We start from the raw sequence: 22,959 nt of genomic DNA on the forward strand, positions 1-22,959 counted from the left end.
ACATCATCTGCCGCATGGCTGTCACAGTTGCTGTGTTTGTGCGGGATTTTTAAGCGGTTTTCAGAACGCCAGATGGCGAAATACAACGTCTTTTCTTGTCATTATTGCATCTGAGTCAATAGTCTTGTGCGCAATATCACATTTTTCCGCCCTGCGGAGTTGGGTACACTACGTGATAACAGCCTGACAGCCAGAATTCAATTTAAGGAAAAGACCATGAGCAATATCCTGATTATCAATGCCGGCAAGACTTTTGCCCATTCAAAAGGCGCCCTGAACAACAGCCTGACCGACGTCGCCAGCAGCTTCCTGCGTGACGCCGGCCACGACGTGCGTGTGACCGTTCTTGAAGAGGGTTATGACGTACAGACCGAAATCGAAAGTTATCTGTGGGCCGACGCCATCATTTATCAGCAGCCAGGCTGGTGGATGGGCATGCCGTGGACGCTGAAAAAATACGTCGATGAAGTCTTCACCGAAGGCCACGGCAAACTGTACGCCAGCGATGGCCGTACCCGTTCTGATGATTCAAAAAAATACGGCTCCGGTGGCCTGTTGCAGGGTAAAAGCTACATGCTTTCTGTCACCTGGAATGCCCCGCTGGAAGCGTTCGAAGATAAAGAGCAGTTCTTCCACGGCGTTGGCGTTGATGGCGTTTATCTGGCGCAGCACAAGGCTAACCAGTTCATCGGCCTGGATACCCTGCCAACCTTCATGTGCAATGACGTGATCAAACAACCTGATGTTGAGCGTGATTTCGCCAACTACCGCGCTCACCTTGAAAATGTGTTCGGTCAGGCCTAAGGTAAAAAGCCACCCGGGAAAGAGGTATTTATGATTACCGTTATTGCTGAAATCAAAGTAAAACCAGGCCGTCGCGATTCGGTTATGGAAAAAATCACAGCGCTGCTGCCAAGCGTTCTCGCCGAGAAAGGCTGCCATCGCTATGAACCTTACGTTGATTTTAACGGTCAGGTTCCGTGGCGTAAAACCGCTCCGGATTCCATTTTCATGCTGGAAGACTGGGAAAGCCTGGCGCACCTCGAAGCGCATCAGCAGGCCGATCATATGGACAAGCATCGCGAAAACATCAAAGCCGATGTGCAGGATGTGGTGATCCATATTATTGAGAAAGCCTGAACGTCTGACGGGCTTGACTAAAAAAAATGCCGGAGCTGCAAAGCGTCCGGCATTTTTTATGCGGCAATCTGAAGGATCAGACGTCCAGTTCGGCGGTGTCGCCTTTTTCCTGCAACCAGTTACGGCGATCTTCAGAGCGTTTCTTCGCCAGCAACATATCCATCATGCGCAGCGTCTGATCGATATCGTCTTCGTCGATGGTCAGCTGCACCAGACGACGGGTATTCGGATCGAGCGTGGTTTCGCGCAGTTGCAGCGGGTTCATTTCACCCAGACCTTTAAAGCGCTGAACGTTCGGCTTGCCTTTCTTGCGTTTCAGCTGATCCAGCACGCCTTCTTTTTCCTGCTCGTCCAGCGCATAGAACACTTCTTTGCCCAGATCGATACGGTATAAAGGCGGCATCGCAACATACACGTGACCACCGCGAACCAGCGAACGGAAGTGACGGACAAACAGCGCACACAGCAAGGTGGCGATGTGCAAACCGTCGGAGTCCGCATCCGCAAGGATGCAGATTTTGCCGTAACGCAGCTGGCTCAGATCTTCGCTGTCCGGATCAATACCGATCGCCACGGAAATATCGTGAACTTCCTGAGAGGCCAGCACTTCATCAGAAGAGACTTCCCACGTGTTCAGGATCTTCCCTTTCAGCGGCATGATCGCCTGATATTCACGGTCACGCGCTTGCTTGGCAGAACCGCCTGCGGAATCCCCTTCCACCAGGAACAGTTCGGTCATGTTCAGATCTTGCGACGTACAGTCCGCCAGTTTGCCCGGCAGCGCCGGGCCGCTGGTCAGTTTCTTACGCACCACTTTTTTCGCGGCACGCAGACGTCGCTGAGCGCTGGAAATACACAGCTCGGCCAGCTGTTCTGCGGCCTGTACGTTCTGATTCAGCCACAGGCTGAACGCATCTTTCACCACGCCGGAAACAAAAGCGGCGCACTGGCGTGAAGACAGGCGTTCTTTGGTCTGGCCGGCGAATTGCGGATCCTGCATTTTCACCGAAAGCACATACGCGCAGCGCTCCCAGATATCTTCCGCCGACAATTTCACACCGCGCGGCAGGATATTGCGGAATTCGCAGAATTCGCGCATGGCGTCCAGCAGACCCTGACGCAGACCGTTGACGTGCGTACCGCCCTGCATGGTCGGGATCAGGTTGACGTAGCTTTCCGTCAGCAGTTCACCGCCTTCCGGCAGCCACAACAGCGCCCAGTCAACCGCTTCGGTGTCACCGGCAAATGTGCCGACGAATGCTTTTTCAGGCAGCGTGATCAGGCCGTTCACCGCTTCCATCAGGTAGTCGGTCAGGCCGTCTTCATAACACCAGCGTTGCTCGGTGTTATTCACTTTGTCTTTGAAAATGATTTCAGCGCCAGGGCACAGGACGGCTTTTGCTTTCAGCAAATGGCTGAGGCGGCTGACCGAAAAACGCGGGCTGTCGAAGAAACTGCCGTCAGGCCAGAAATGTACGCTGGTACCGGTAGTGCGTTTACCGCAGGTGCCGGTGACGTGCAAATCTTCAACTTTGTCGCCGTTTTCAAATGCCATTTCATACACTTCGCCGCCGCGTTTTACCGCCACTTCGACACGTTTGGATAAGGCATTCACCACCGAAATCCCCACGCCGTGCAGGCCGCCGGAGAACTGGTAGTTTTTATTGGAGAATTTACCGCCTGCGTGCAGACGGCAGAAAATCAGCTCAACGGCAGGCACGCCTTCTTCCGGGTGGATATCCACCGGCATACCGCGGCCATCATCAATGACTTCGAGAGACTGATCTTCGTGGAGGATCACTTCGATACGCTTTGCGTGACCGGCTAATGCCTCATCGACGCTGTTATCTATGACTTCCTGGCCGAGGTGATTTGGCCGGGTGGTATCGGTATACATGCCCGGACGGCGGCGCACCGGTTCGAGTCCGCTGAGGACCTCTATGGAATCCGCGTTATAAGTTGATTGGCTCATCGTTGATTATTCGTGGCTCATAGGTTTGTGGGCTAACGATACAGTATTTGGGCGGGCGGAAGCACTGGCAGCAAGCAGACGCGAAACATGCGGGGAAAACGTCACCCTGACGATGTTAGTCTGCCGCGAGCTCAAGAAAATCTACAATCGGCGAAAAATAGCGTTCAAAGCCGACAAATGCATGATTTCCTTCAGGTTCGACCGTCTGGCGACAGGCAGTGTAATACGCCACAGCCTGACGGTAATCGAGGATTTCATCGCCCGTTTGTTGCAGTAACCAGAGTAAATCCGGCGACTCCAGCGGTTCAATCTGCATGACTTTCAGATCGTAAACGTGGCGTGACTCTAACACATATTGCTGGCCGGTGTAGGGGTTCTCGTTTTGCCCGAGGAAGTCGATCAGCAGTTCATACGGTTTCACGGCGGGGTTAACCACCACCGCGGGTACGGCGAAACATTGTGACAACCAGGTGGCGTAATACCCGCCCAGCGAGGAACCGACAATGCCCAGTTTTTTACCTGCATGACGGATAACTAAGTTTTCCAGCTGCTCAGCTGCATCCACCGGATACGGCGGTAATTGCGGAACCACCATGTCGATTTCAGGATGGTTCTGCGCCAGCCAGTTTTTGAGCGACGTGGCTTTAGCCGAGTTCGGTGAACTGTTGAAACCGTGCAGGTAAAGTAAGGTATTCATTCGTACCCGTCCGACTCGGTGTCAGGATGAAACTCGCTGGTTTCCAGACGGAAGACCTGGGTTTCGACACGGCCATCAGGATACAAATCGAGATAACGCCAGCCTGGTGCGACGGTATCAATCGTGAAATTGGTGCAATGTGGTTTGAACTGAACGCAGGTAGACGGCGTGGCGTACAGGCGACGTCCGTACCAGTCGAGATCCAGCTCCTGATGAATGTGGCCGCACAAAAGCGTGTTCACTTTCGGGTAATTCACCAGAACATTCGCCAGCATGTGCGCGTTACGCAGGCTGTGCTGATCGAGCCAGGTACAGCCAGAAGGCAGCGGATGGTGATGAAGCATCAGCAGGGTAAAGCGATCGGGATACGCGTTCAGGCAACGCTCCATCCATTCCAGCTGATACTCGCTCAGCTCTCCGTGCGGCACGCCGAAAACCTGCGTATCGAGCAGGATTATCTGCCAGTCTTCACCGAGGAGGACATGTTTGGAGGGGCTGATCCCGGCATCCTGCAAAGCATTCACCATTGCAGGCTGGAAATCGTGGTTACCGGGCAACCAGACACAGGGTGCCGCCAGTTCGCTGATGCCACGGGCAAACTGATGGTAGGCTTCCACCGACTGATCCTGAGCCAGGTCACCTGTTGCCGCGATGATATCGACTTCGCGCTGCTGTGCTTTTATAGCGTCCAGCACCGCGCGATAGCTGTTAAACGTATTCACGCCCAGCAGTGTCTCATCTTCACCGGCAAAAAGATGGGTATCTGTAATCTGTAGAATTCTGACTTTGGCCCCATTCACCAAAGGCAGTTTAAACAGGCTTTCCAAATCGTTTCCTTTGTTGTTGAAGTCTGTCTAACACACCGGAATTGCCATCGCTCCGTGCGCAAGGCAATAACGCAGCCAGTCCGCCAGGAACTGGTTAATTTGATGCTTTTCATCACGCTGATGCAACTTTTTATTAGGGTAATCATAGCGTGCTTTGAAGCGAAAGATCTGCTGACTCGCACACACTTCGGCCACCATGGCATCGTGATACAGGCGAACCGTCAGCGAAGGCAGGCTCCAGTAACTGACGGCCGGTGCGGTCTGTTTGATTTCCACCAGCGACGTATAGCGCGTCGATTCGAGGATCGTCAGGCAATATGTGGCGCTACTCACCTGATATGTCACTGTTTCACCGGGCTCATCGGTGCGCGGCATCAAACGGCGCAATTGTGCGAAATTGGTTTCGCACAATCTCATCATTTCAGGGAAATCAGGGGTATAGCGCTTAATCATTCGTTGGCCCACTCTTTTCTCAGGGATTCATGGTGTAGCTGCAGCCATTGCAGGGCAATCACTGACGCCGCATTATCTATCGCTCCCTCTTCCACCCAGCGGTAAGCCTGTTCGCGGCTGACCACATGCACCCGGATGTCTTCATTTTCTGCTTTCAGACCGTGAATTCCTTCTGCCGTTGTCGCATCGACTTCGCCGACCATAATAGAAAGACGCTCGCTGGTTCCGCCCGGGCTGGCCAGGTAATTCAGAGCCGGTTTACAGCGTTTTACCACAATGTTCGCTTCTTCGAGTGCTTCGCGGCGGGCGACATCTTCGACTGTCTCGCCCTCTTCAATGATACCGGCGACCATCTCCAGAAGCCATGGGGTATCACTGGAATCAATACATGGGATGCGGATCTGTTCAATCAGCACGACTTCATCGCGTTGCGGATCATAAGGCAGCAGCACCGCCGCATGGCCCCTTTCGAAAACTTCACGCACAACTTCGCCGCTCATTTCCCCATTAAACAGCCGATGACGAAACCGATATGCAATAATAGAAAAAAAACCTTTATATCGCGTCTCACGTGCAATAATTTCTACATCATCTTTACCGAAACTAACCGGTGAACTTTTGAATGCACACATGGATTGTTTTCCTCTTCCCTCATAAAGGCAATTTATCGTCCTTTGAGGTCAGTTTGATGAAAATGCGTTAATAATAATCAAGGTTGTTTGTGATAGATTTAGGCACATCCAGCGGGGAAGGCACGTTAAGCCAACCTCCCCGCTAGCCTGACTCTGCTAGAATCCGCGTCTATTGGTTTATTTGACTGCGCCACCATACATAACAACATTGCTGCACAACAAGGAATGCAAATGAAGAAACTGCTCCCCCTTCTCATCGGACTCAGCCTGGGCGGCTTCAGTACGATAAGCCAGGCCGAAAACCTGATGCAGGTCTATCAGCAAGCCAGGACGAGTAACCCGGACCTGCGCAAATCCGCTGCTGACCGGGATGCCGCATTCGAAAAAATCAACGAAAGCCGCAGTCCTTTATTACCGCAACTCGGTTTGGGTGCGGATTATGGTTATACCAATGGATACCGCGATGCGAATGGCGTTAATAGTGATGTCGGCAGCGCCAGCCTGCAATTAACGCAGACCCTTTTTGATATGTCAAAATGGCGCGCCCTGACCTTGCAGGAAAAAACTGCCGGTATTCAGGATGTGTCTTACCAGACTGACCAGCAATCTTTAATCCTGAATTCTGCGACGGCTTATTTCAACGTATTGAGTGCTATTGATTCACTCTCCTATACCGAAGCGCAGAAACAGGCAATTTACCGTCAGTTAGATCAAACCACGCAGCGTTTTAATGTCGGCCTGGTTGCCATCACCGACGTGCAAAACGCCCGTTCACAATACGACACCGTATTAGCGAACGAAGTGACCGCTCGTAATAATCTGGATAACGCGCTCGAAGCATTGCGTCAGGTTACCGGCGTTTACTATCCGCAGCTGTCGTCCCTGAACGTGGATAACTTCAACACCACGCGTCCGCAACCGGTCGCCACGCTGTTGAAAGAAGCAGAAAGCCGCAACCTGAGCTTGCTGTCTGCGCGTCTGTCACAAGATCTGGCTCGTGAGCAAATCCGTTATGCGGAAACCGGCCACATGCCAACGGTTGATCTGACCGCGTCTACTGGTATCAGCAACACCAAATATCACGGCGATAAAACCGGCGGTTCGTCCAGCTATCAGGACGCCGATGCGGGCCAGAACAAAGTCGGTCTGAGCTTCTCCCTGCCACTGTACAGCGGCGGTTCCGTGACGTCTCAGGTGAAACAGGCTCAGTACAACTTTGTTGGCGCCAGCGAGCAGCTTGAAAGCGCGCACCGCAGCGTTGTTCAGACCGTACGTTCTTCCTTCAACAACATCTCTGCCTCTATCAGCAGCATCAACGCGTATAAACAAGCCGTTGTTTCTGCACAGAGTTCTCTGGATGCGATGGAAGCCGGTTACCAGGTCGGTACCCGTACAATCGTTGATGTTCTGGATGCGACCACCACGCTGTATAACGCCAAACAACAGCTTTCCAGCGCCCGTTACACGTACCTGATCAACCAGCTGAACATCAAGTCAGCACTGGGTACACTGAACGAAAGCGATCTGCTGGCACTGAACGGTGCTCTGGGTAAACCTGTGCCAACGGCACCGGATCAGGTTGCACCTGAAACCCCGCAGCAGGACGCCACGGCGGACGGTTATGGCAACAGCACGGCGGCTGCACCGCGTACTGAAAAAGCCAGCGCAACCACCCAAACGCGTACAACGAAGAAAAGCGGCAACCCTTTCCAGAACTAAATCTGGCAGGTTTCTTTTTTCATCGGAAAGACCAGGGCAGCCTGAAAAGGCTGCTTTTTTTTGCCTCCGTCACGCCCCTCTGTAAAGTCTCGTAACAATTGCCTTCGCTGCTTTAACAATCACCCACTTTCCCCTATTCTTAGGCCCTACTGGGAAAGGGCAAAAAAGCCCTACACATGGGATAAGAACGATGAAACGGACACAACACGTTAACCTGGCTACCTTCCGTAAATCATGGCGTAGCTCTCGGATCACACCTGTCGCACTGGCGGTCAGCGCCGTCTTTATGTTGTCTGCCTGTGAGAAAACCGACGAAACGGTTTCCTTGTATCAGAATGCTGACGACTGTACGAAAGCCAATCCGTCCGGCAGCACGCAGTGCGTCGATGCCTACAACGCCGCCAAAACTGAAGCGGCAAAAACGGCACCTAAATACGCCAGCCGTGAAGACTGTATTGCTGAGTTCGGCGAAGGCCAGTGTACTCAGGCTCCCGCGCAGGCTGGTGTCGCTTCAGCCGAAGGCCAGAGCAGCGGCAGCATGTGGATGCCTTTGATGGCAGGCTACATGATGGGCCGGATGATGAGCGGCGGCGCTTACGCGCAGCAACCTCTCTTCAGCTCTAAAAACCCGGCCAGCCCGGCAAACGGCAAATTCGTTGATGCCACCGGCAAAAACTATGGCCCGGCAACCGCAGGCGGCCGCACCATGAACGTGCCGAAAACCGCCATGGCACCGAAACCGGCTGTCACAAACACCATTACACGCGGTGGCTTTGGCGACAGCGTAGCCAAACAAACCTCAATGCAACGCAGCTCCTCTGCGGCACCTCGCAGCCCTGGCCGCAGCATGGGTGGCTAAGAGATAAAATGAAACGTTTAGCGATTAATGAGCGCCCGGACTGGCGCGAGAAAGCCACGGAGTTTGGCTTCAATTTTCACACTATGTATGGCGAACCCTACTGGTGTGAAGATGCTTATTATCAGTTCACGCTGGCGCAGATTGAAGAGATTGAAGACGCCACTGCCGACATCCATCGGATGTGCTTAAAAGTGGTTGAGCGCGTGGTGAATGACGACAAACTGATGGCGAAATTCCAGATCCCGAAACATGTCTGGGAATTTGTCCGCAGTTCATGGCGCACGCAGCAACCGTCGCTGTATTCCCGTTTGGATCTGGCCTATGACGGAATTAATCCGCCTAAGCTTCTGGAAAATAACGCGGATACACCGACCTCGCTTTACGAAGCGGCTTTCTTCCAGTGGCTCTGGCTCGAAGATCAAATCGCTGCGGGGAACTTGCCGCCGGATGCCGATCAGTACAACAGTCTGCAGGAAAAGCTGATCGAGCGTTTCAGCGAGCTGAAGAACGAACACGGTTTTTCGTTGCTGCACATCGCCTGTTGTCAGGACACTGAAGAAGATCGCGGCACCGTTCAGTATTTACAGGACTGCGCGCTGGAAGCTGAACTGGCCAGCGAATTCCTGTTTATCGAAGAAATCGGCCTGGGCGAACGCGGACAGTTTACCGATACGCAGGATCAGGTGATATCCAACCTGTTCAAACTGTATCCGTGGGAATTTATGTTCCGCGAAGTGTTCGCCACCAAGCTGGAAGACGCCGGTGTTCGCTGGCTGGAACCGGCATGGAAAGCTATTTTGTCGAACAAAGCCCTGCTGCCGTTACTGTGGGAAATGTTCCCGGATCACCCGAATCTGTTACCGGCGTATTTCGCTGAAGATGCACATCCGGAACTGGAACATTACGTGGTGAAACCGCTGTTCTCCCGCGAAGGCGCAAACATCAAAGTCATCGAAAAAGGCCAGGAAGTGGCCCGTGTTGACGGCCCGTATGGTGCAGAAGGCATGATCGTGCAACAGTTCCATCCGTTGCCGGTATTCGAAGGCAGCTACACGCTGATCGGCAGCTGGCTGGTCAACGATCAGCCTTGCGGGATTGGCATCCGCGAAGACAAAGCGCTGATCACGCAGGATCTGTCGCGTTTCTATCCGCATACCATCGTCGGTTAAAAATGCATAAAAAAGGATAATGAAGACATTCATTATCCTTTTATCTTTCTGATCACCCCACCTGAACGGACAGCATTGAAAGCGATCCCATGACGATCCCGTCGGTCGGTTCAGTGATCGGTTCTGCACCATCCCACGCGCCCAATACATACAGCAACGGCAGGTAGTGATCCGGAGACGGATTCGATAACGCGCCGCCTTCATGTTCCATGAAATTGACCAGCGGGTGATCTTTCGCTTCTCCCTTCCACGCCAGATTATCTTTCACGAACGTTTCGAAAGAGGTCGCCCACGGATACGGCTCCCCTTTACCGTCCCACTTCACCATCCGCAGGTTATGCACCACGTTACCGCTGGCGACAATCATCACGCCTTCGTCACGCAGCGTGGCCAGCTTTTTGCCCAGTTCATAGTGATATTCCGGTGGCTGCGTGCCGTCGATGCTCAGCTGGATCACCGGAATATCGGCGTCCGGATACATCTTGATCAATACGCCCCAGGTGCCGTGGTCAAAACCCCATTCGCTGGTATCGGAAATCACGTTGACCGGGCTAAGTAATTCCTGCACGCGTTTTGCCAGTGCCGGTGAACCCGGTGCCGGATAACGTTTATCAAACAGCGCCTGCGGGAAACCACCAAAATCATGGATGGTGCGCGGGTTTTCCATCGCCGTCACCGCCGTGCCGCGGGTAAACCAGTGGGCAGATACAGCCAGAATCGCTTTTGGACGTGGCAAAGATTCGCCCAGCGCATGCCAGGCACGGGTATAAACGTTATCTTCCAGCACATTCATCGGGCTGCCGTGGCCTAAGAAGAGTGCGGGCATACGTTGAGTCGTCATCATAAATTCCTTACCGCAGACTGAAAAAGAGCGGAGCGGCGAAGCGCCTTCCGCGTGATGAAAATACGGTACTCTTTTTCAGTGGCGGTTACAGCCGGATAACCATGAAGGAGATGTTCAATAAATTTGAAGAGGCAAATCAAAGGCAATGAGCGGGAATTTTCGGTTCTGACAAAATGCAGGAATAGATAGCAAAAAGGCCGCATAAGCGGCCTTTCTTAATGCGCACAACCGGCCAGTCAGCTTGCCTGACGGGTTTGCGCCTGGCGGTAAGCCACCAGATCGGCAATCGTCACCACGGGCATATTGTGCGCGCGGGCAAAGACGATGACTTCCGGCGCATGTGCCATGCTACCGTCGTCGTTGGTCAGTTCGCACAGCACGCCGAACGGCTTAAGCCCGGCAAGCGTGGCCAGATCTACTGACGCTTCGGTGTGACCACCGCGGGTCAGCACGCCGCCTGCCTGTGCGCGCAGCGGGAAGATATGCCCCGGGCGGTTCAGGTCAGAAGGTTTCGCGCCATCTTTGATGGCTGCACGAATGGTAGTAATGCGGTCAGCCGCAGAAACACCGGTCGTCACGCCTTCAACCGCTTCGATAGTCACGGTGAAAGGTGTCTGGAACGGGCTGGAGTTGTTCTCAACCATCATCGGCAAATCGAGCTTTTTACGGCTGTCTTCGTTCATGGTCAGGCAGACGATGCCGCTGCCGTGGCGAATAGTCAGCGCCATTTGTTCAACGGTCATGTTTTCGGCGGCAAAGATTAAATCGCCTTCGTTTTCACGATCTTCGTCATCCAGTACCAACACACCCACACCATTACGCATCGCGTCGAGAGCACGTTCAACACGTTCAGTGGATGTACCGAATTCGGAAAGTAGGGTCTGATTCATGGTAAAAATAACCTCATGTTCTGTATGTGGATTACCAGAATCAGGGCGTCTTGAGGAGGCTAGCTGCGGCAGCCGGAAGGCGTGCTACAGTTATAAAAAATAACGCAGCGGGCAAAATTTTGCCCGGCTTGAATCGTTACTCTCTCCCATCCGGACTTTAACCGTCGGCCCCGGAATTACACCGGATCTGCTGACCTCTAACCCCGAAGGATTGAGCGCTCGCGGGCTTCCACGTGGAAGGGATTATGATCACCTTCCGGTATTCTGTGGTTTACCGCCGGTGGGGACTTTCACCCCGCCCTGAGAATAAGCAAAGTAACTATAACGCCAATAAATGAGCAGAGCAATCCTGTGGTTTGGCCATTTAGTGCCTCTGAAGGTTTATAGAAACAGCGTCAGCGATTACACTAAGGAAAAGCACCTCCTTCGAGAAAAGGAAATAACATGATTGACCCGAAAAAAATTGAACAAATTGCCCGCCAGGTTCACGAATCGATGCCGAAAGGGATCCGTGAGTTTGGTGAAGATGCCGAGAAGAAAATCCGTCAGGTATTGCAGGCGCAGTTCAGCCGTATGGATTTAGTCAATCGCGAAGAGTTTGACGTGCAGACCCAGGTTTTGCTGCGTACCCGCGAAAAACTGGCCGTGCTGGAGCAACGTCTGGCGGCGCTGGAAGGCAAACTGACCGAAGCGGAAAAACCGCAAGATCCTGCCTGATTTTCCGGAAACATAATTCCGCCGGAAACAGAAAAGGCCTGCTAAACAGGCCTTTTTCATATGTTTTTCTCAGGTTTTATTGCGAGCGAAGCACCGTTTTTACCCGTGGCAGCAACCCCCATAGCGCCGCAAACACCACCAGCGCATACAGCGATTTCCAGCCGACCATTGCCAGCAGCCCGCAGCACAAAATTGCCCCAAGCGTTGCCATCCATTTTGACCGGCCCGTCAGGATTTTTGCTCCGGAAATCATGCACAACAGATAGATCAGAATGAAAATCCCGTTGGCGTAGGTAATCAGCGCGCCGAGCGGCAAATGCAGCCAGTAAATCAGTAACGTGAATAACATACAGCAGCCGACCACCAGATTAAGCGCCGCGACCGGCACCTGCTGGGCAGAAAGTTGTGCCAGTTTGCTTTCGGGTTTCAGCTGCGCCTGCGACCACACCAGCCGGGCGAAGCTTTGCGTGTAAATATTCACGCTGGCAAAGCAGGCCAGGTAACCAATAATGCAGGCCACCCACAGCGCTTTTTGTCCGAACAACTGCACCACAATTCCCGGTAATGACACGCCCGCTTCCCGCCCTTCGCCCCACGCATGGAATTTCAATACCGCGACCGTACAGCCCCAGTACACCGCGCCCGCCACCAGCATACCAATCAGCAGCGCGCGCGGAAAATCACGTTCCGGATTACGAAATTCTGTCGCCAGATGCGCAAACGCCTCCAGCCCGACAAAGCACCAGAACATCACGGCCAGCGCATCAAACAGACTGGAGGGCGAAACATCACGCACCGCAGGCAGCGGGATTTCCGAAAACGTAATATCGCCTTTCCACCAGATTGCCACAACCAGGGCGACGACCAAAAGCGCGATCAGCGTCTGGATATTCGCACTGGATCCCGCACTGCGCGTGCCCAGAAACCAGATAACGAACAGCGTTCCCAGCTGAACCAGCAGCAGATTTTCGCTGCTCCAGCCAAAAGCCGCCTGCCAGAAACCGGCAGCAATATGCAGCGCTGCGGGCAATCCGACCGGAATAACGGACAAAAACAGCCAGCCGGTCACGCGCGCCATGTGCGGCCCGAACGCTTTTCCCACGAAATGCGCGGCACCGCCTGCACTCGGGAAATGACGGCCCAGCGCGGCAAAGCCAATCGCAATCGGGAACACCAGCAGGATCAGCACCGGCCATGCCCACAGACTGTCGTTTTGCGCCAGCTGCGCGGCCAGCGCAGGCACCGCGAAAACGCCGGTTCCCAATAACGAAGTGGAGAGCAATCCGACGCCCTGCGCCAGACTTAATTCCTGTTTTAATCCGCTCACAACAAAGTCACGTCCGTTTGGTTTTTTTGAGTGAAAAATCAAAAAGAAAAGGGCTTATCAGATAAGCCCTTCGGTGCGAACATCAGAAATTCAATTGCAGAAAATCAGTCCTGCGCTTTGATCTGATTGATGATTTTGGTGGTAGATAAACCATCTTCAAAATTCAGCACGCGCACTTCGCCGCCGTTCGCCCAGACTTCAACACTACCGGCAATTTGCTCCGGTTTGTAGTCGCCGCCTTTCACCAGCAAATCTGGCAAGATCCCGGCGATCAGACGCTGTGGCGTATCTTCTTCAAACGACACAACCCAGTCCACCGCGCCGAGCGCACCCAGCACGATCATGCGATTTTGCAACGCATTCACCGGGCGGGTTTCGCCTTTCAGACGTTTGGTAGAAGCATCGCTGTTCACCGCGACAATCAGACGATCGCCGAGCTTACGGGCATTCGCCAGATAAGACACATGGCCTGCATGCAGGATGTCAAAAATGCCGTTGGTCATGACGACTTTCTCGCCGCGCTGACGCGCCATTGCGACCGCTTCTTTCAGCTGTTCTTCGGTCATCACGCCAAAGCCCACGTCTGAGCGCCCGCCGATGGCATTTTCCAGCTCGACCGGAGAAACGGTCGATGTCCCGAGTTTCCCGACCACAACACCCGCCGCAGCGTTTGCCAGGAAGCAGGATTCTTCCAGCGTATTCCCGGCAGCCAGCGCCGCGGCCAGTGTACCGATCACCGTGTCACCAGCACCGGTCACGTCATACACTTCCTGCGCCTGCGTTGGCATATGGAAAGGTGCTTTGCCCGGCTGCAACAAGGTCATACCGTTTTCTGAACGGGTCACCAGCAGCGCAGAAAGCTCGAAGTTTTCAATCAGCTGCATGCCGCGAACGACGATTTCGTCTTCGTTTTTACAGCGACCCACCACCGCTTCAAACTCGGAAAGATTCGGTGTCAGCAACGTCGCGCCACGGTAGCGTTCAAAGTCAGAACCTTTAGGATCCACCAGCACCGGCACACCGGCCTTTCTCGCCAGCTGGATCATTTTCTGCACTTCGGTCAGCGCGCCTTTGGCGTAATCCGACAGCACCAGCGCTCCGCTTTGCGGTAACGCCTGTTCAATTTTTGTCAGCATCGGTTGCAGATCAACGCCTTCAAAACCCTCTTCGAAGTCGAGGCGGATCAGCTGCTGGTTGCGGGAAAGAATACGCAATTTAGTGATGGTCGGGTGAGAAGGCAGCGCCACAAAATCGCAGTTTACCTTCACTTCCGCCAGACGCTCGCTCAGCGCGCGCGCCGCATCGTCCACACCGGTCAGGCCGATCAGACGGGAAGAGGCACCGAGGGACGAAATGTTCATCGCCACGTTAGCCGCGCCGCCAGGGCGTTCTTCGATGGTATTCACCTTCACGACCGGTACCGGAGCTTCCGGTGAAATACGGTTGGTCGGGCCATACCAGTAGCGGTCTAACATTACGTCACCGACCACCAGCACACCCGCGCGGTGAAAATCAGGCAAAGTCACTTTCATCCCAAGACTCCAAAACAGGCAAAACTCAACATAGAAATAGTGCGCCGGATAATATCACAAGCGCCTGTCCCCCGAATAAAAACCCTCAGTTCAGCCATTTTTCCCAGCTGGCACGGATTTGCGCACGTTCGCTGGCAAAACTGTCAGCGGCAACTTTTCCGCTGTGCTCCTGTAACGCCAGATGATGAATTTCATCGCGCAGCGTCACGTAAGCATGGGTCAGATTACGGGCCTCGTCTTCCGGCATGATGTCGTATTGCGCCATCAGCTCAAAAATTCTGACGTTATCAGACCAGCGCGTCAGCTTTGGCTGATCGTGGGCGAAACGTAAGACCAGATATTGTGCAATGAATTCAATATCCGTGATGCCGCCGGGATCGGCTTTCAGATCAAACTCACCGGCTTTTTTACTGCCGAGATGCTGGTACATTTTCTCACGCATTTCGCGGACTTCTTTGCGCAGCTCCGCATCGTCACGCTGACGGCAGAGTATGTCGCGCCGCGTGGCATCAAACTGTTGCGTGAGAATCGGGTCGCCGTAGACGACGCGCGCGCGCACCAGCGCCTGATGTTCCCACGTCCAGGCCTCGTTGGCCTGATAATCAGCAAATGCTTCGATGGTGCTGACCAGCATGCCGGAAGCGCCGGAAGGCCGCAGACGCGGATCCACTTCATACAAAATGCCCGACGACGTGCGCGTGCTGAAGAGGTGCATAATTCGCTGCGCCAGACGCAGATAGAACTGACGCCCGTCGATCACGCGTTCGCCGTCAGTCATCACCTCCGGCGCGCAATCAAGCAGGAAAACCAGATCCAGATCTGAACTGTAACCCAGCTCCCATCCGCCTAATTTTCCATAACCGATAACCGCAAATCCACGCCCTTCACGGTGCTGAAGATGCGCTGGCTGACCGTATTTTACGACCATCTGATCCCACGCCTGCTGCACAACGACTTCAAGAATCGCTTCGGCCAGATAGGTCAAATGGTCGCTGACTTTCATGACCGGCAGCGCACCGGAAATATCTCCGGCGGCAATGCGCAAATGCTGCGCCTGCTTGAACTGGCGCACGGCTTCCAGTTGCTGTTCTTCGTCTTCCGTCGGCACGCGCATCAGATACTGCCGCAACTCATCACGGTAAGCGCCCAGCTCAACCGGCTGATAAAGCGTGCGCGGGTCGAGCAGTTCGTCGAGCAATAAAGGATGGCGTGCCAGCTGATTCGCGACCATCGGCGAGGCCGCACACAGGCGAATCAGTTGCTTGAGCGCACCGGGGTATTCCACCAGCAACTCGATGTAGGTCGTGCGGGTGACGATGTTGAGCAGCAACTGCATCAGGCGTTGCAGGGTGACGTCGGCATTTTTATAGGTGCAAACCTGCGCCAGTAAACGCGGCATCAGCAAATCCAGCTGATCGCGACCGCGCGGCCCGATGGTGCGTTTATCCACATCACGGCGGAATTCCGCAATCTGTTGCAGGATATGGCGCTGGGCATTTTCCTCAAGCTGAGGCACAAGCGGCGCGAGTTCGGAAGGCTCAAGCGCATCAATCCACAAACTGCTGAACTGCGAATGCTGCTGATCGTCTTCGGCGTCCGGCGTGTCGTCGCCTATCAGATCGTTAAACACCGAACGCACGGCCTGCATGTGGGCATTCAGCGTATCAAGAAGCGACGGCCAGCCGTCAAAATTCATTCCCCACGCCAGACGCGCCTGATTGAGTTCATCGGAAGGCAGCGTCTGCGTCTGTTCGTCGGCGATGGCTTGCAGAAGATTTTCCAGACGGCGCAGGAACAGGTAGCTGGTGCGCAATTGCAGAACCTGTTCAACCGGCAATAAGCCCAGATTTTCCAGCGCCTGCAAGGTCGGTAACAGTGCCCGTTGCTGCAATGCCGGTTCGCGGCCGCCGCGGATCAGCTGGAAAACCTGCACGATAAATTCAATTTCGCGGATACCGCCCGCGCCCAGTTTGATGTTGTCTTTCAGGCCCCGGCGCCGTACTTCGCGGGCAATCATCCCTTTCATATTGCGCAAGGACTGAATCACGCTGAAATCGATATACCGGCGAAATACAAACGGCATCAGCATCTTGCGCAGTTCCTGACTGCTGGTGTCATCCGCACCGCCCATCAGCCGGGCTTTGACCATCGCGTAACGCTCCCAGTCGCGGCCCTGTTCCTGATAATAATCCTCCAGCGCCGGGAAGCTCATGACCAGCGGACCGCTGTCGCCAAACGGACGCAAACGCATATCCACGCGATAGACAAATCCGTCGATCGTCGGCTGATCCAGCGCTCTAATCAGCCGCTGCCCGAGGCGGGTGAAGAACTGCGCGTTATCCAGCTGACGGCGGCCTCCCTGCGTCTGGCCGTTTTCCGGATAGGCAAAAATCAGGTCGATATCGGAAGAGAAATTCAGCTCGCCGCCGCCCAGTTTCCCCATCCCGAGGATCAGCATTCTTTGCGCTTCGCCCGCCGCATTCACCGGTGTACCAAATTCGCGGCAGCAGGCGTCATACAACCAGTCGCGGGCGCTGACAATCAGCAATTCCGCCAGTTCACTCAGCTGTTGCAGGGTATCTTTGGCTTCGCTGGTTTGCGCCGACTGTGACCAGGCAATGCGGGTCAGAATGCGGCGGCGGAACAGACGCAGCGCCTTCATTAACCCGTTTTCGTCAGTCACCTGCGCCAGCGATTCATCGAGCCACTGCCGGTAAAACTGCCACTCCTGTGCCTGAGGCGGGTTTTGCTCGATTTCATGCCACCACTGCGGAAACGCCAGCAAACTGTCCGTCACGAATTCGCTGCTCGTCAGTACCGCAAGCGAGGCGTCATCGGGAAGAGAAGGCTTTTCGGGATGTTCACGCCAGCGCTCAAGGACATTCCGGGCGTGGTCGTGTAAAACAGAAGAGAGTGGCAGCATGAAATCGGGTTCCTTGCAAAAAAAAGCCCGGGCTTTTTGCCCAGGCTTATCAGTCAATTAACGAGGTTGTCCATTTAACCAGAAGGCATCCATCATCACCGCGTGAGAACGGGCTGAATCCTCCCACGCATGTTGTTGCTGAACGATGGCCTGCTGCAACTCCACCCAACCGGCAATATACGCGGCAACGTCTTTGTCCGGGTACGCGCCGGCCAGCAGATGGAAAGTAATAATCTGGCGCTTCAGGCGGGACAGCTGGTCGCGATACCCTTCTTCGGTCAGCGGCTGCGCGAACGCCTCTTTCAGATCTGCTGCGGTACGGCCCAGCATAATATCTGCGAAACGTTTAAAGGAACCTTCCAGCTTTTTAGCCGATTTATCATCGATAAACGGCGTCCAGCCGGAAGTTGCCAGCCAGGAAGTGAGCACTAACTTACATTTCAGGTAATTCGCGCTGTAGCAAATGTCCTGCGCATCGGCAGATTTCTGTTCCAGCACTGGCACCAGATCGGTGAGCAGCGTGCGCAGTTCGGAAGACGCTTTACGCGGCACCAGCCCGCCGAACAGAACCAGAACCTGGCGCACGGTTTCCACCGCCTGCAATACGGTCAGGCGCGCCGTTTTATCACCGCGCACCCAGAGTTCTTCATGATACTGCCAGTGATCCAGCGCCAGTTCGAACATCGCCGACATCGCCTGTTCAACGGTGGCTTTAGGTTTAGCTTTGAAGACCGGCAGCGGTTTAATTTCACGCGCAGGATTGCCTTTCGCCAGATGATAACCGCGAGCCGCTTTGCTGAAACCGCCCTGACGTAAACCGCCGTGCGCACCAATTTCTGCCGCCAGTTTCAGTAAATCCGCGGTATTGCCTTTTTTCAGCTCAAGCTCAATTTCGTCCAGCGCCTCAGACAACTCACCGGCGATGACTTCGCCCTGATCCAGACCCAGCTCTATCTCGCTTTCGCCGTAAGTGATCACCCACTTCTCGCGGGTGAAATCTGTGCGGAACAGCGGTGCCAGTTCTTTTTGCAGCGCGGCAGGCTTACACCCTTCCGGCCAGATATCTTTCGGGAACGCACTGAGTTTCAGCACCGGCTTTTTCAGTTCAACATTATATTCCGGGCGCTGGTGCAGCCCGCCCACCACTTTTCCGCCGGTTTTGATGGTCATTTCATACTGATCGTCAAAGCCACGGATACGCAGACCAATATCATGCGAACGTAAATAGTTATCCGCGGTCTCAAAATAGATGTTGGTCAGTTTCGATGGCGCGGTGTGCTCAGCGTTGAAAACCGCGAGCTGCGAAGGAAGTTCGGCTATTGCGGCCGGGGTGGCGATAAATTTTAATTCTATTTCTACGGTCATAGGAGTCTTCACACCGATTCTTTGCTGCCAATAAGGGATTAACGCGTCGCTCCAATTCTACCATAAGCACAGCGCGCAAGCCGCATGTTGCGGGATTGTAAGATAGTTCTCATTCCGGTTTATACATTGCGTCGTCACACTGTTGCCCTTAATATCGGTTTCCAAAGTTTCGCAATAACCAAACTTTTATTGCACTGACCGGATAATTTGCCGCAATGGCCTGAAAATGGCGGTTGCCAGAAGACGTATCCCGATAAAACGGATCCGCACTTCACGTTCCCTAAATTCACAAAGAAACGATGAAATAATGCAGAAATTACGCCTAATTGGTTTCGCTTTGCTTGGTTTAAGCATCACATGGACTGCCCACGCCGACGAGAAGCGCTATATCTCAGATGACCTGATCACCTATATCCACAGTGGTCCGGGCAACCAGTATCGTATCGTTGGAACCCTGAATGCCGGTGATGAAGTCACCCTGCGCAGCGTCAACGACAGTACTAAATACGGCGAAATCGTTGACTCGAAAGGGAAAACCGCGTGGATCCCTCTCGACCAGTTAAGTAATGTCCCAAGCCTGCGTACCCGCGTTCCGGATCTGGAACAACAGGTTAAAACACTGACCGACAAGCTGACGAATATTGATTCCAGCTGGAACCAGCGTACCGCGGAAATGCAGACGAAAGTCGGCTCCAGCGACAGCATCATCAACAACCTGAAGAAAGAAAATCAGGATCTGAAAAATCAGCTGATCGTTGCGCAGAAGAAAGTGGATGCGGTGAATGTTCAGCTCGACGACAAGCAACGTACTATTATTTTACAATGGTTTATGTACGGCGGTGGGGTTGCCGGTGTCGGTCTGGTGCTGGGCCTGGTATTGCCGCATCTGGTTCCGCGTCGCAGGAAAAAAGATCGCTGGATGAGCTGATCGCTTAACCCGCTCCAACTTTTCGTTCAACGTGAAGGCACTCCGGTGCCTTTTCGTGTTTGCATCAATCCGCAAATCAACCACACAACTTTGCTATGATAAAAGCAGAGCGCCCTGCTCGGCTTTCAGCAGCATAATGCGTTGAAATTGACTTATTTCAGGAGTTATCGCGTGGAGATTTACCTGGTCGGCGGCGCAGTCCGAGACAGTTTATTAAACCTGCCTGTGTCTGAACACGATTGGGTGGTGGTCGGCGCAACGCCTGAATATATGCTGGAAAACGGTTATCAGCAGGTCGGCAAAGATTTCCCGGTGTTCCTGCATCCCAAAACTCATGATGAATACGCGCTGGCGCGGACGGAAAGAAAATCGGGTTCAGGCTATAACGGTTTTACCTGTTATGCCGCGCCGGATGTCACGCTCGAACAGGATCTGATGCGGCGTGACCTGACTATTAACGCCATCGCCAAAAGTGACAGCGGTGAACTTTTCGACCCTTATCACGGCCAGCGTGATATCGAATTACGACTGCTACGCCACGTTTCCGATGCGTTCGGGGAAGATCCGTTACGCGTTCTGCGCGTAGCCCGTTTCGCGGCGCGGTTTGCCCATTTAGGTTTTACCGTTGCCCCTGAAACACAGGCGCTGATGCTGCAGATGGCCGAAAGCGGTGAGCTGGAAGCCCTGACGGCAGAACGCGTGTGGAAAGAAACCGAAAAGGCGCTGCAAACGCAGGATCCGCAGGTGTATTTCCAGGTGCTTCGGGATTGCGGCGCGCTGAAAGTGTTATTCCCTGAAATCGATGCGTTGTTTGGCGTGCCCGCGCCGGAGAAATGGCATCCGGAAATTGATACCGGCATTCATACGCTGATGACTCTGAAAATTGCCAGCACACTGACGCCTGACGTCGACGTGCGTTTTTCTGCACTGTGCCACGATTTGGGGAAAGGCCTGACGCCACCGCAATACTGGCCACATCATCACGGTCACGGCCCGGCGGGTGTAAAACTGGTGGAGAATATTTGCCAGCGACTGAAAGTGCCGACACATATCCGTGATCTGGCAAAACTGGTGGCCGAGTTCCATGACCTCATCCACACAGTGAATAAGCTGCGCCCGGAAACCTTTCTGAAACTGTTCGATACCATCGACGTCTGGCGTAAACCGCAGCGTTTGGAACAGATGATCATGACCAGCGAAGCTGACGCGCGCGGGCGTACAACGTTCGAAAATAACCCTTATCCGCAGGGCGATTACTTGCGTGAGGCCTTCAGGGTGGCGAACAGCATTTCCAATAAAGAAGTGCTGGATGCCGGTTTTCAGGGAATGGCGATCCGCGATGAACTGAAAAAACGGCGTACGCAGGCACTGGCTGACTGGAAGCAAACGCAGGAAACCGCGGTTTAATTTTCTGCGCCTGAGAGCGTTGAAAAACACAAAAAATAAAGCCCCGCACGGCAAAACCGGCGGGGCTTTTTCTTGCATGATCCAATGAAAAATCAGGCAATAAAGACGAAGTACACCGCAAGAGCGACGAAGAAGCGATAAATCGCAAACGGGATAAACGAAATGCGTTTAATCACCGCCAGGAAGGTTTTAATCGCAATCAGCGCCACAACGAAAGCGGCAATGAAACCGGTCGCAAACATCGGCAAATCGGCCAGGGTCAGGAAGCTGTAACTCTTGTACAAATCCAGAGCCGTCGCGCCCATCATCATCGGAACTGCCAGCAGGAACGAGAATTCAGACGCCGCAAAACGGCTGATCCCCATTAACATCCCCCCGCTAATGGTCGCCCCGGAGCGGGAAAATCCCGGCCAAAGCGCCAGACACTGGAAGACGCCAATCATAAACGCCTGCACGTAGGTAATGTCATCCAGCCCTTCCGCGCGCGGTTTTTTGGGTTTTAGCAATTCAGCAGCAATCAATAAAACACCGCCGACAACCAGCGAGTACATGACGTATTTCGGCTCAAAAAGGGATTTAATCTGTGAATGCAGAAGCAGACCCAATACGGTCGCCGGGATCATCCCCAAAATAATATGCCCGAGGTTCAGACGGCGCGTCCCCGTGCCTTCATGAACCGGTGGTTTGCCAAAATGCAGGCCAATCATGCCAAACAAACGACGCCAGAACATCACAACCACAGCCAGAATCGACCCCAGCTGGATAACCACCTCAAAGGACTTCGACGTATCTCCCGTAAAGCCAAGGAGATTACCCACAATAATCAGGTGACCGGTCGAGGAGACAGGCAGGAATTCCGTCAGCCCTTCAACAACACCTAAAATAGCCGCTACAAGCAATGAATGACTTTCAGCAATCATTATCAACCCAACCCTATTAAGTATCCGCTAACCGGAAAAACAACTAAAACAACAAACAATAAAAAAGCGGCATCATCTGAGCCGCTTCTGCAAAGGGAGACCCGTTACTCCGAGTGCTCTTTTAACGCGTTTTTATGACAATTAAAATACGGCCGGGTTCTGATTTTTGTTAAGGACAGGGGTTAACCGCGTTTTCCGCGCTCAATCACTACGCCAACGTTCGCCGCCTGCGCGACCGCGCCGGGTTTGCTGAGCTTAATGCGAACCCACGGTGAGTTAAACCGCGCCAGCAGCAGTGCCGCCACTTCTTCGGCAACGCGTTCAACCAGCGCAAAATTCTGTGAGGAGACATGTTCTATGACTGCGTCACTGACATCGGCGTAGCTTAAACAGTCATTAACATCGTCACTGGCGGCGGATTTTCGGTTGTCCCACGCCATTTCGATATCGAACACCAGTTTCTGTTTAATGGTCTGTTCCCAGTCGTAAGCGCCAATAGTGGTGATTACATTTAGTTGCTCAATAAATACGATATCCATCACGCGATTCTCTGTTTTTGGCCCAGCCGGATACCACTTCCAGCAGAAAATGCGTATTATCCATGGATGTTGCGATTAAAACGACCCTTATTAGACGGA

Annotated in this window: 21 protein-coding genes and 1 riboswitch; of the genes, 8 read left to right on the plus strand and 13 right to left on the minus strand. The window is 53.6% G+C overall.

Annotated features, from left to right (window positions below):
• Positions 1-216 precede the first annotated feature (216 nt).
• Together IV433_RS19345 and IV433_RS19350 are read left to right on the plus strand one after the other, a co-directional pair.
• Complete coding sequence (locus IV433_RS19345) at positions 217-804, plus strand: NAD(P)H-dependent oxidoreductase (RefSeq protein WP_195815645.1); 588 nt, start codon at positions 217-219, stop codon at positions 802-804.
• A gap of 30 nt (positions 805-834) precedes the next feature.
• A complete protein-coding gene (locus tag IV433_RS19350) occupies positions 835-1,140 on the plus strand; it encodes a putative quinol monooxygenase (RefSeq protein WP_101078426.1) in 306 nt (101 codons plus the stop codon).
• A 76-nt stretch (positions 1,141-1,216) separates the two neighbouring features.
• On the opposite strand, the gene parE is transcribed toward IV433_RS19350, so the two are convergent.
• From parE to nudF, 5 genes are all read right to left on the minus strand, one after another.
• Entirely contained in the window at positions 1,217-3,112 is a 1,896-nt protein-coding gene (gene parE, locus IV433_RS19355) for a DNA topoisomerase IV subunit B (protein WP_195815644.1), read from the minus strand.
• Between the two features lie 115 nt (positions 3,113-3,227).
• Positions 3,228-3,809 (minus strand): esterase YqiA, encoded by a 582-nt coding sequence (gene yqiA, locus IV433_RS19360; RefSeq protein ID WP_195815643.1) that lies wholly within the window; start codon positions 3,807-3,809, stop codon positions 3,228-3,230.
• On the minus strand, positions 3,806-4,636 hold the full coding sequence (gene cpdA, locus IV433_RS19365; protein ID WP_195815642.1) for a 3',5'-cyclic-AMP phosphodiesterase: 831 nt from the start codon (positions 4,634-4,636) through the stop codon (positions 3,806-3,808). The genes yqiA and cpdA overlap by 4 nt, the downstream gene beginning before the upstream one ends.
• A 27-nt stretch (positions 4,637-4,663) precedes the next feature.
• Entirely contained in the window at positions 4,664-5,089 is a 426-nt protein-coding gene (locus tag IV433_RS19370; RefSeq protein ID WP_095923552.1) for a DUF1249 family protein, read from the minus strand.
• Positions 5,086-5,721, minus strand: coding sequence for an ADP-ribose diphosphatase (gene nudF / locus IV433_RS19375; protein ID WP_101078422.1), 636 nt, complete (start codon positions 5,719-5,721; stop codon positions 5,086-5,088). The genes IV433_RS19370 and nudF overlap by 4 nt, the downstream gene beginning before the upstream one ends.
• Before the next feature lie 231 nt (positions 5,722-5,952).
• On the opposite strand from nudF, the gene tolC reads away from it, so the two are divergent.
• The 3 genes from tolC (at position 5,953) to IV433_RS19390 (ending at position 9,468) form a co-directional block, all read left to right on the plus strand.
• Positions 5,953-7,440: an outer membrane channel protein TolC gene (tolC, locus tag IV433_RS19380; RefSeq protein ID WP_195815641.1), complete on the plus strand. Its 1,488-nt coding sequence runs from the start codon at positions 5,953-5,955 to the stop codon at positions 7,438-7,440.
• A gap of 190 nt (positions 7,441-7,630) precedes the next feature.
• Entirely contained in the window at positions 7,631-8,299 is a 669-nt protein-coding gene (locus tag IV433_RS19385) for a DUF1190 family protein (protein ID WP_165061489.1), read from the plus strand.
• Positions 8,300-8,307: 8 nt separating this feature from the next.
• Positions 8,308-9,468 carry a glutathionylspermidine synthase family protein gene (locus IV433_RS19390; RefSeq protein ID WP_195815640.1) on the plus strand — a complete coding sequence of 387 codons (1,161 nt, stop codon included), beginning with the start codon at positions 8,308-8,310 and terminating at the stop codon, positions 9,466-9,468.
• Between the two features lie 52 nt (positions 9,469-9,520).
• Here IV433_RS19390 and ygiD read toward each other — a convergent pair whose 3' ends face one another.
• Positions 9,521-10,309 (minus strand): 4,5-DOPA-extradiol-dioxygenase, encoded by a 789-nt coding sequence (ygiD, locus tag IV433_RS19395; RefSeq protein WP_195815639.1) that lies wholly within the window; start codon positions 10,307-10,309, stop codon positions 9,521-9,523.
• A 239-nt stretch (positions 10,310-10,548) separates the two neighbouring features.
• Positions 10,549-11,202, minus strand: coding sequence for a 3,4-dihydroxy-2-butanone-4-phosphate synthase (gene ribB / locus IV433_RS19400; protein ID WP_152324055.1), 654 nt, complete (start codon positions 11,200-11,202; stop codon positions 10,549-10,551).
• A 134-nt stretch (positions 11,203-11,336) separates the two neighbouring features.
• A riboswitch (FMN riboswitch) is annotated at positions 11,337-11,514 on the minus strand.
• A gap of 132 nt (positions 11,515-11,646) precedes the next feature.
• Between ribB and ubiK the strand changes: the two genes are divergently transcribed.
• Positions 11,647-11,919, plus strand: a complete 273-nt coding sequence (gene ubiK / locus IV433_RS19405; RefSeq protein WP_015695854.1) for a ubiquinone biosynthesis accessory factor UbiK — start codon at positions 11,647-11,649, stop codon at positions 11,917-11,919.
• Between the two features lie 76 nt (positions 11,920-11,995).
• Here ubiK and yjeH read toward each other — a convergent pair whose 3' ends face one another.
• From yjeH to IV433_RS19425, 4 genes are all read right to left on the minus strand, one after another.
• On the minus strand, positions 11,996-13,246 hold the full coding sequence (gene yjeH, locus IV433_RS19410) for an L-methionine/branched-chain amino acid transporter (protein WP_195815638.1): 1,251 nt from the start codon (positions 13,244-13,246) through the stop codon (positions 11,996-11,998).
• Positions 13,247-13,350: 104 nt separating this feature from the next.
• Positions 13,351-14,778, minus strand: a complete 1,428-nt coding sequence (gene hldE / locus IV433_RS19415; protein ID WP_195815637.1) for a bifunctional D-glycero-beta-D-manno-heptose-7-phosphate kinase/D-glycero-beta-D-manno-heptose 1-phosphate adenylyltransferase HldE — start codon at positions 14,776-14,778, stop codon at positions 13,351-13,353.
• An 85-nt stretch (positions 14,779-14,863) separates the two neighbouring features.
• Positions 14,864-17,701: a bifunctional [glutamate--ammonia ligase]-adenylyl-L-tyrosine phosphorylase/[glutamate--ammonia-ligase] adenylyltransferase gene (gene glnE, locus IV433_RS19420; RefSeq protein WP_195815636.1), complete on the minus strand. Its 2,838-nt coding sequence runs from the start codon at positions 17,699-17,701 to the stop codon at positions 14,864-14,866.
• 57 nt (positions 17,702-17,758) lie between these two features.
• Positions 17,759-19,066, minus strand: a complete 1,308-nt coding sequence (locus IV433_RS19425; protein WP_195815635.1) for a CYTH domain-containing protein — start codon at positions 19,064-19,066, stop codon at positions 17,759-17,761.
• 307 nt (positions 19,067-19,373) lie between these two features.
• Between IV433_RS19425 and IV433_RS19430 the strand changes: the two genes are divergently transcribed.
• Entirely contained in the window at positions 19,374-19,994 is a 621-nt protein-coding gene (locus IV433_RS19430; protein WP_152324061.1) for a TIGR04211 family SH3 domain-containing protein, read from the plus strand.
• 171 nt (positions 19,995-20,165) lie between these two features.
• Positions 20,166-21,401, plus strand: a complete 1,236-nt coding sequence (locus IV433_RS19435; protein ID WP_195815634.1) for a multifunctional CCA addition/repair protein — start codon at positions 20,166-20,168, stop codon at positions 21,399-21,401.
• Positions 21,402-21,493: 92 nt separating this feature from the next.
• Here IV433_RS19435 and bacA read toward each other — a convergent pair whose 3' ends face one another.
• Together bacA and folB are read right to left on the minus strand one after the other, a co-directional pair.
• Positions 21,494-22,318 (minus strand): undecaprenyl-diphosphate phosphatase, encoded by an 825-nt coding sequence (gene bacA, locus IV433_RS19440; RefSeq protein ID WP_195815662.1) that lies wholly within the window; start codon positions 22,316-22,318, stop codon positions 21,494-21,496.
• Between the two features lie 185 nt (positions 22,319-22,503).
• Positions 22,504-22,860 (minus strand): bifunctional dihydroneopterin aldolase/7,8-dihydroneopterin epimerase, encoded by a 357-nt coding sequence (gene folB, locus IV433_RS19445; protein ID WP_195815633.1) that lies wholly within the window; start codon positions 22,858-22,860, stop codon positions 22,504-22,506.
• Positions 22,861-22,959: the final 99 nt, after the last annotated feature.

Origin of the sequence: Rahnella laticis (assembly GCF_015644585.1) — a bacterium.
GTDB classification, from domain to species: Bacteria; Pseudomonadota; Gammaproteobacteria; order Enterobacterales; family Enterobacteriaceae; genus Rahnella; species Rahnella laticis.

What these genes read in the sequence shown, in the direction of transcription:
- IV433_RS19345 (WP_195815645.1), top strand. Translation starts at nt 217, where the DNA reads ATGAGCAATATCCTGATTATCAATGCCGGCAAGACTTTTGCCCATTCA.
- IV433_RS19350 (WP_101078426.1), top strand. Translation starts at nt 835, where the DNA reads ATGATTACCGTTATTGCTGAAATCAAAGTAAAACCAGGCCGTCGCGAT.
- parE (WP_195815644.1), bottom strand. Translation starts at nt 3,112, where the DNA reads ATGAGCCAATCAACTTATAACGCGGATTCCATAGAGGTCCTCAGCGGA.
- yqiA (WP_195815643.1), bottom strand. Translation starts at nt 3,809, where the DNA reads ATGAATACCTTACTTTACCTGCACGGTTTCAACAGTTCACCGAACTCG.
- IV433_RS19370 (WP_095923552.1), bottom strand. Translation starts at nt 5,089, where the DNA reads ATGATTAAGCGCTATACCCCTGATTTCCCTGAAATGATGAGATTGTGC.
- nudF (WP_101078422.1), bottom strand. Translation starts at nt 5,721, where the DNA reads ATGTGTGCATTCAAAAGTTCACCGGTTAGTTTCGGTAAAGATGATGTA.
- tolC (WP_195815641.1), top strand. Translation starts at nt 5,953, where the DNA reads ATGAAGAAACTGCTCCCCCTTCTCATCGGACTCAGCCTGGGCGGCTTC.
- IV433_RS19385 (WP_165061489.1), top strand. Translation starts at nt 7,631, where the DNA reads ATGAAACGGACACAACACGTTAACCTGGCTACCTTCCGTAAATCATGG.
- IV433_RS19390 (WP_195815640.1), top strand. Translation starts at nt 8,308, where the DNA reads ATGAAACGTTTAGCGATTAATGAGCGCCCGGACTGGCGCGAGAAAGCC.
- ygiD (WP_195815639.1), bottom strand. Translation starts at nt 10,309, where the DNA reads ATGACGACTCAACGTATGCCCGCACTCTTCTTAGGCCACGGCAGCCCG.
- ribB (WP_152324055.1), bottom strand. Translation starts at nt 11,202, where the DNA reads ATGAATCAGACCCTACTTTCCGAATTCGGTACATCCACTGAACGTGTT.
- ubiK (WP_015695854.1), top strand. Translation starts at nt 11,647, where the DNA reads ATGATTGACCCGAAAAAAATTGAACAAATTGCCCGCCAGGTTCACGAA.
- hldE (WP_195815637.1), bottom strand. Translation starts at nt 14,778, where the DNA reads ATGAAAGTGACTTTGCCTGATTTTCACCGCGCGGGTGTGCTGGTGGTC.
- glnE (WP_195815636.1), bottom strand. Translation starts at nt 17,701, where the DNA reads ATGCTGCCACTCTCTTCTGTTTTACACGACCACGCCCGGAATGTCCTT.
- IV433_RS19425 (WP_195815635.1), bottom strand. Translation starts at nt 19,066, where the DNA reads ATGACCGTAGAAATAGAATTAAAATTTATCGCCACCCCGGCCGCAATA.
- IV433_RS19430 (WP_152324061.1), top strand. Translation starts at nt 19,374, where the DNA reads ATGCAGAAATTACGCCTAATTGGTTTCGCTTTGCTTGGTTTAAGCATC.
- folB (WP_195815633.1), bottom strand. Translation starts at nt 22,860, where the DNA reads ATGGATATCGTATTTATTGAGCAACTAAATGTAATCACCACTATTGGC.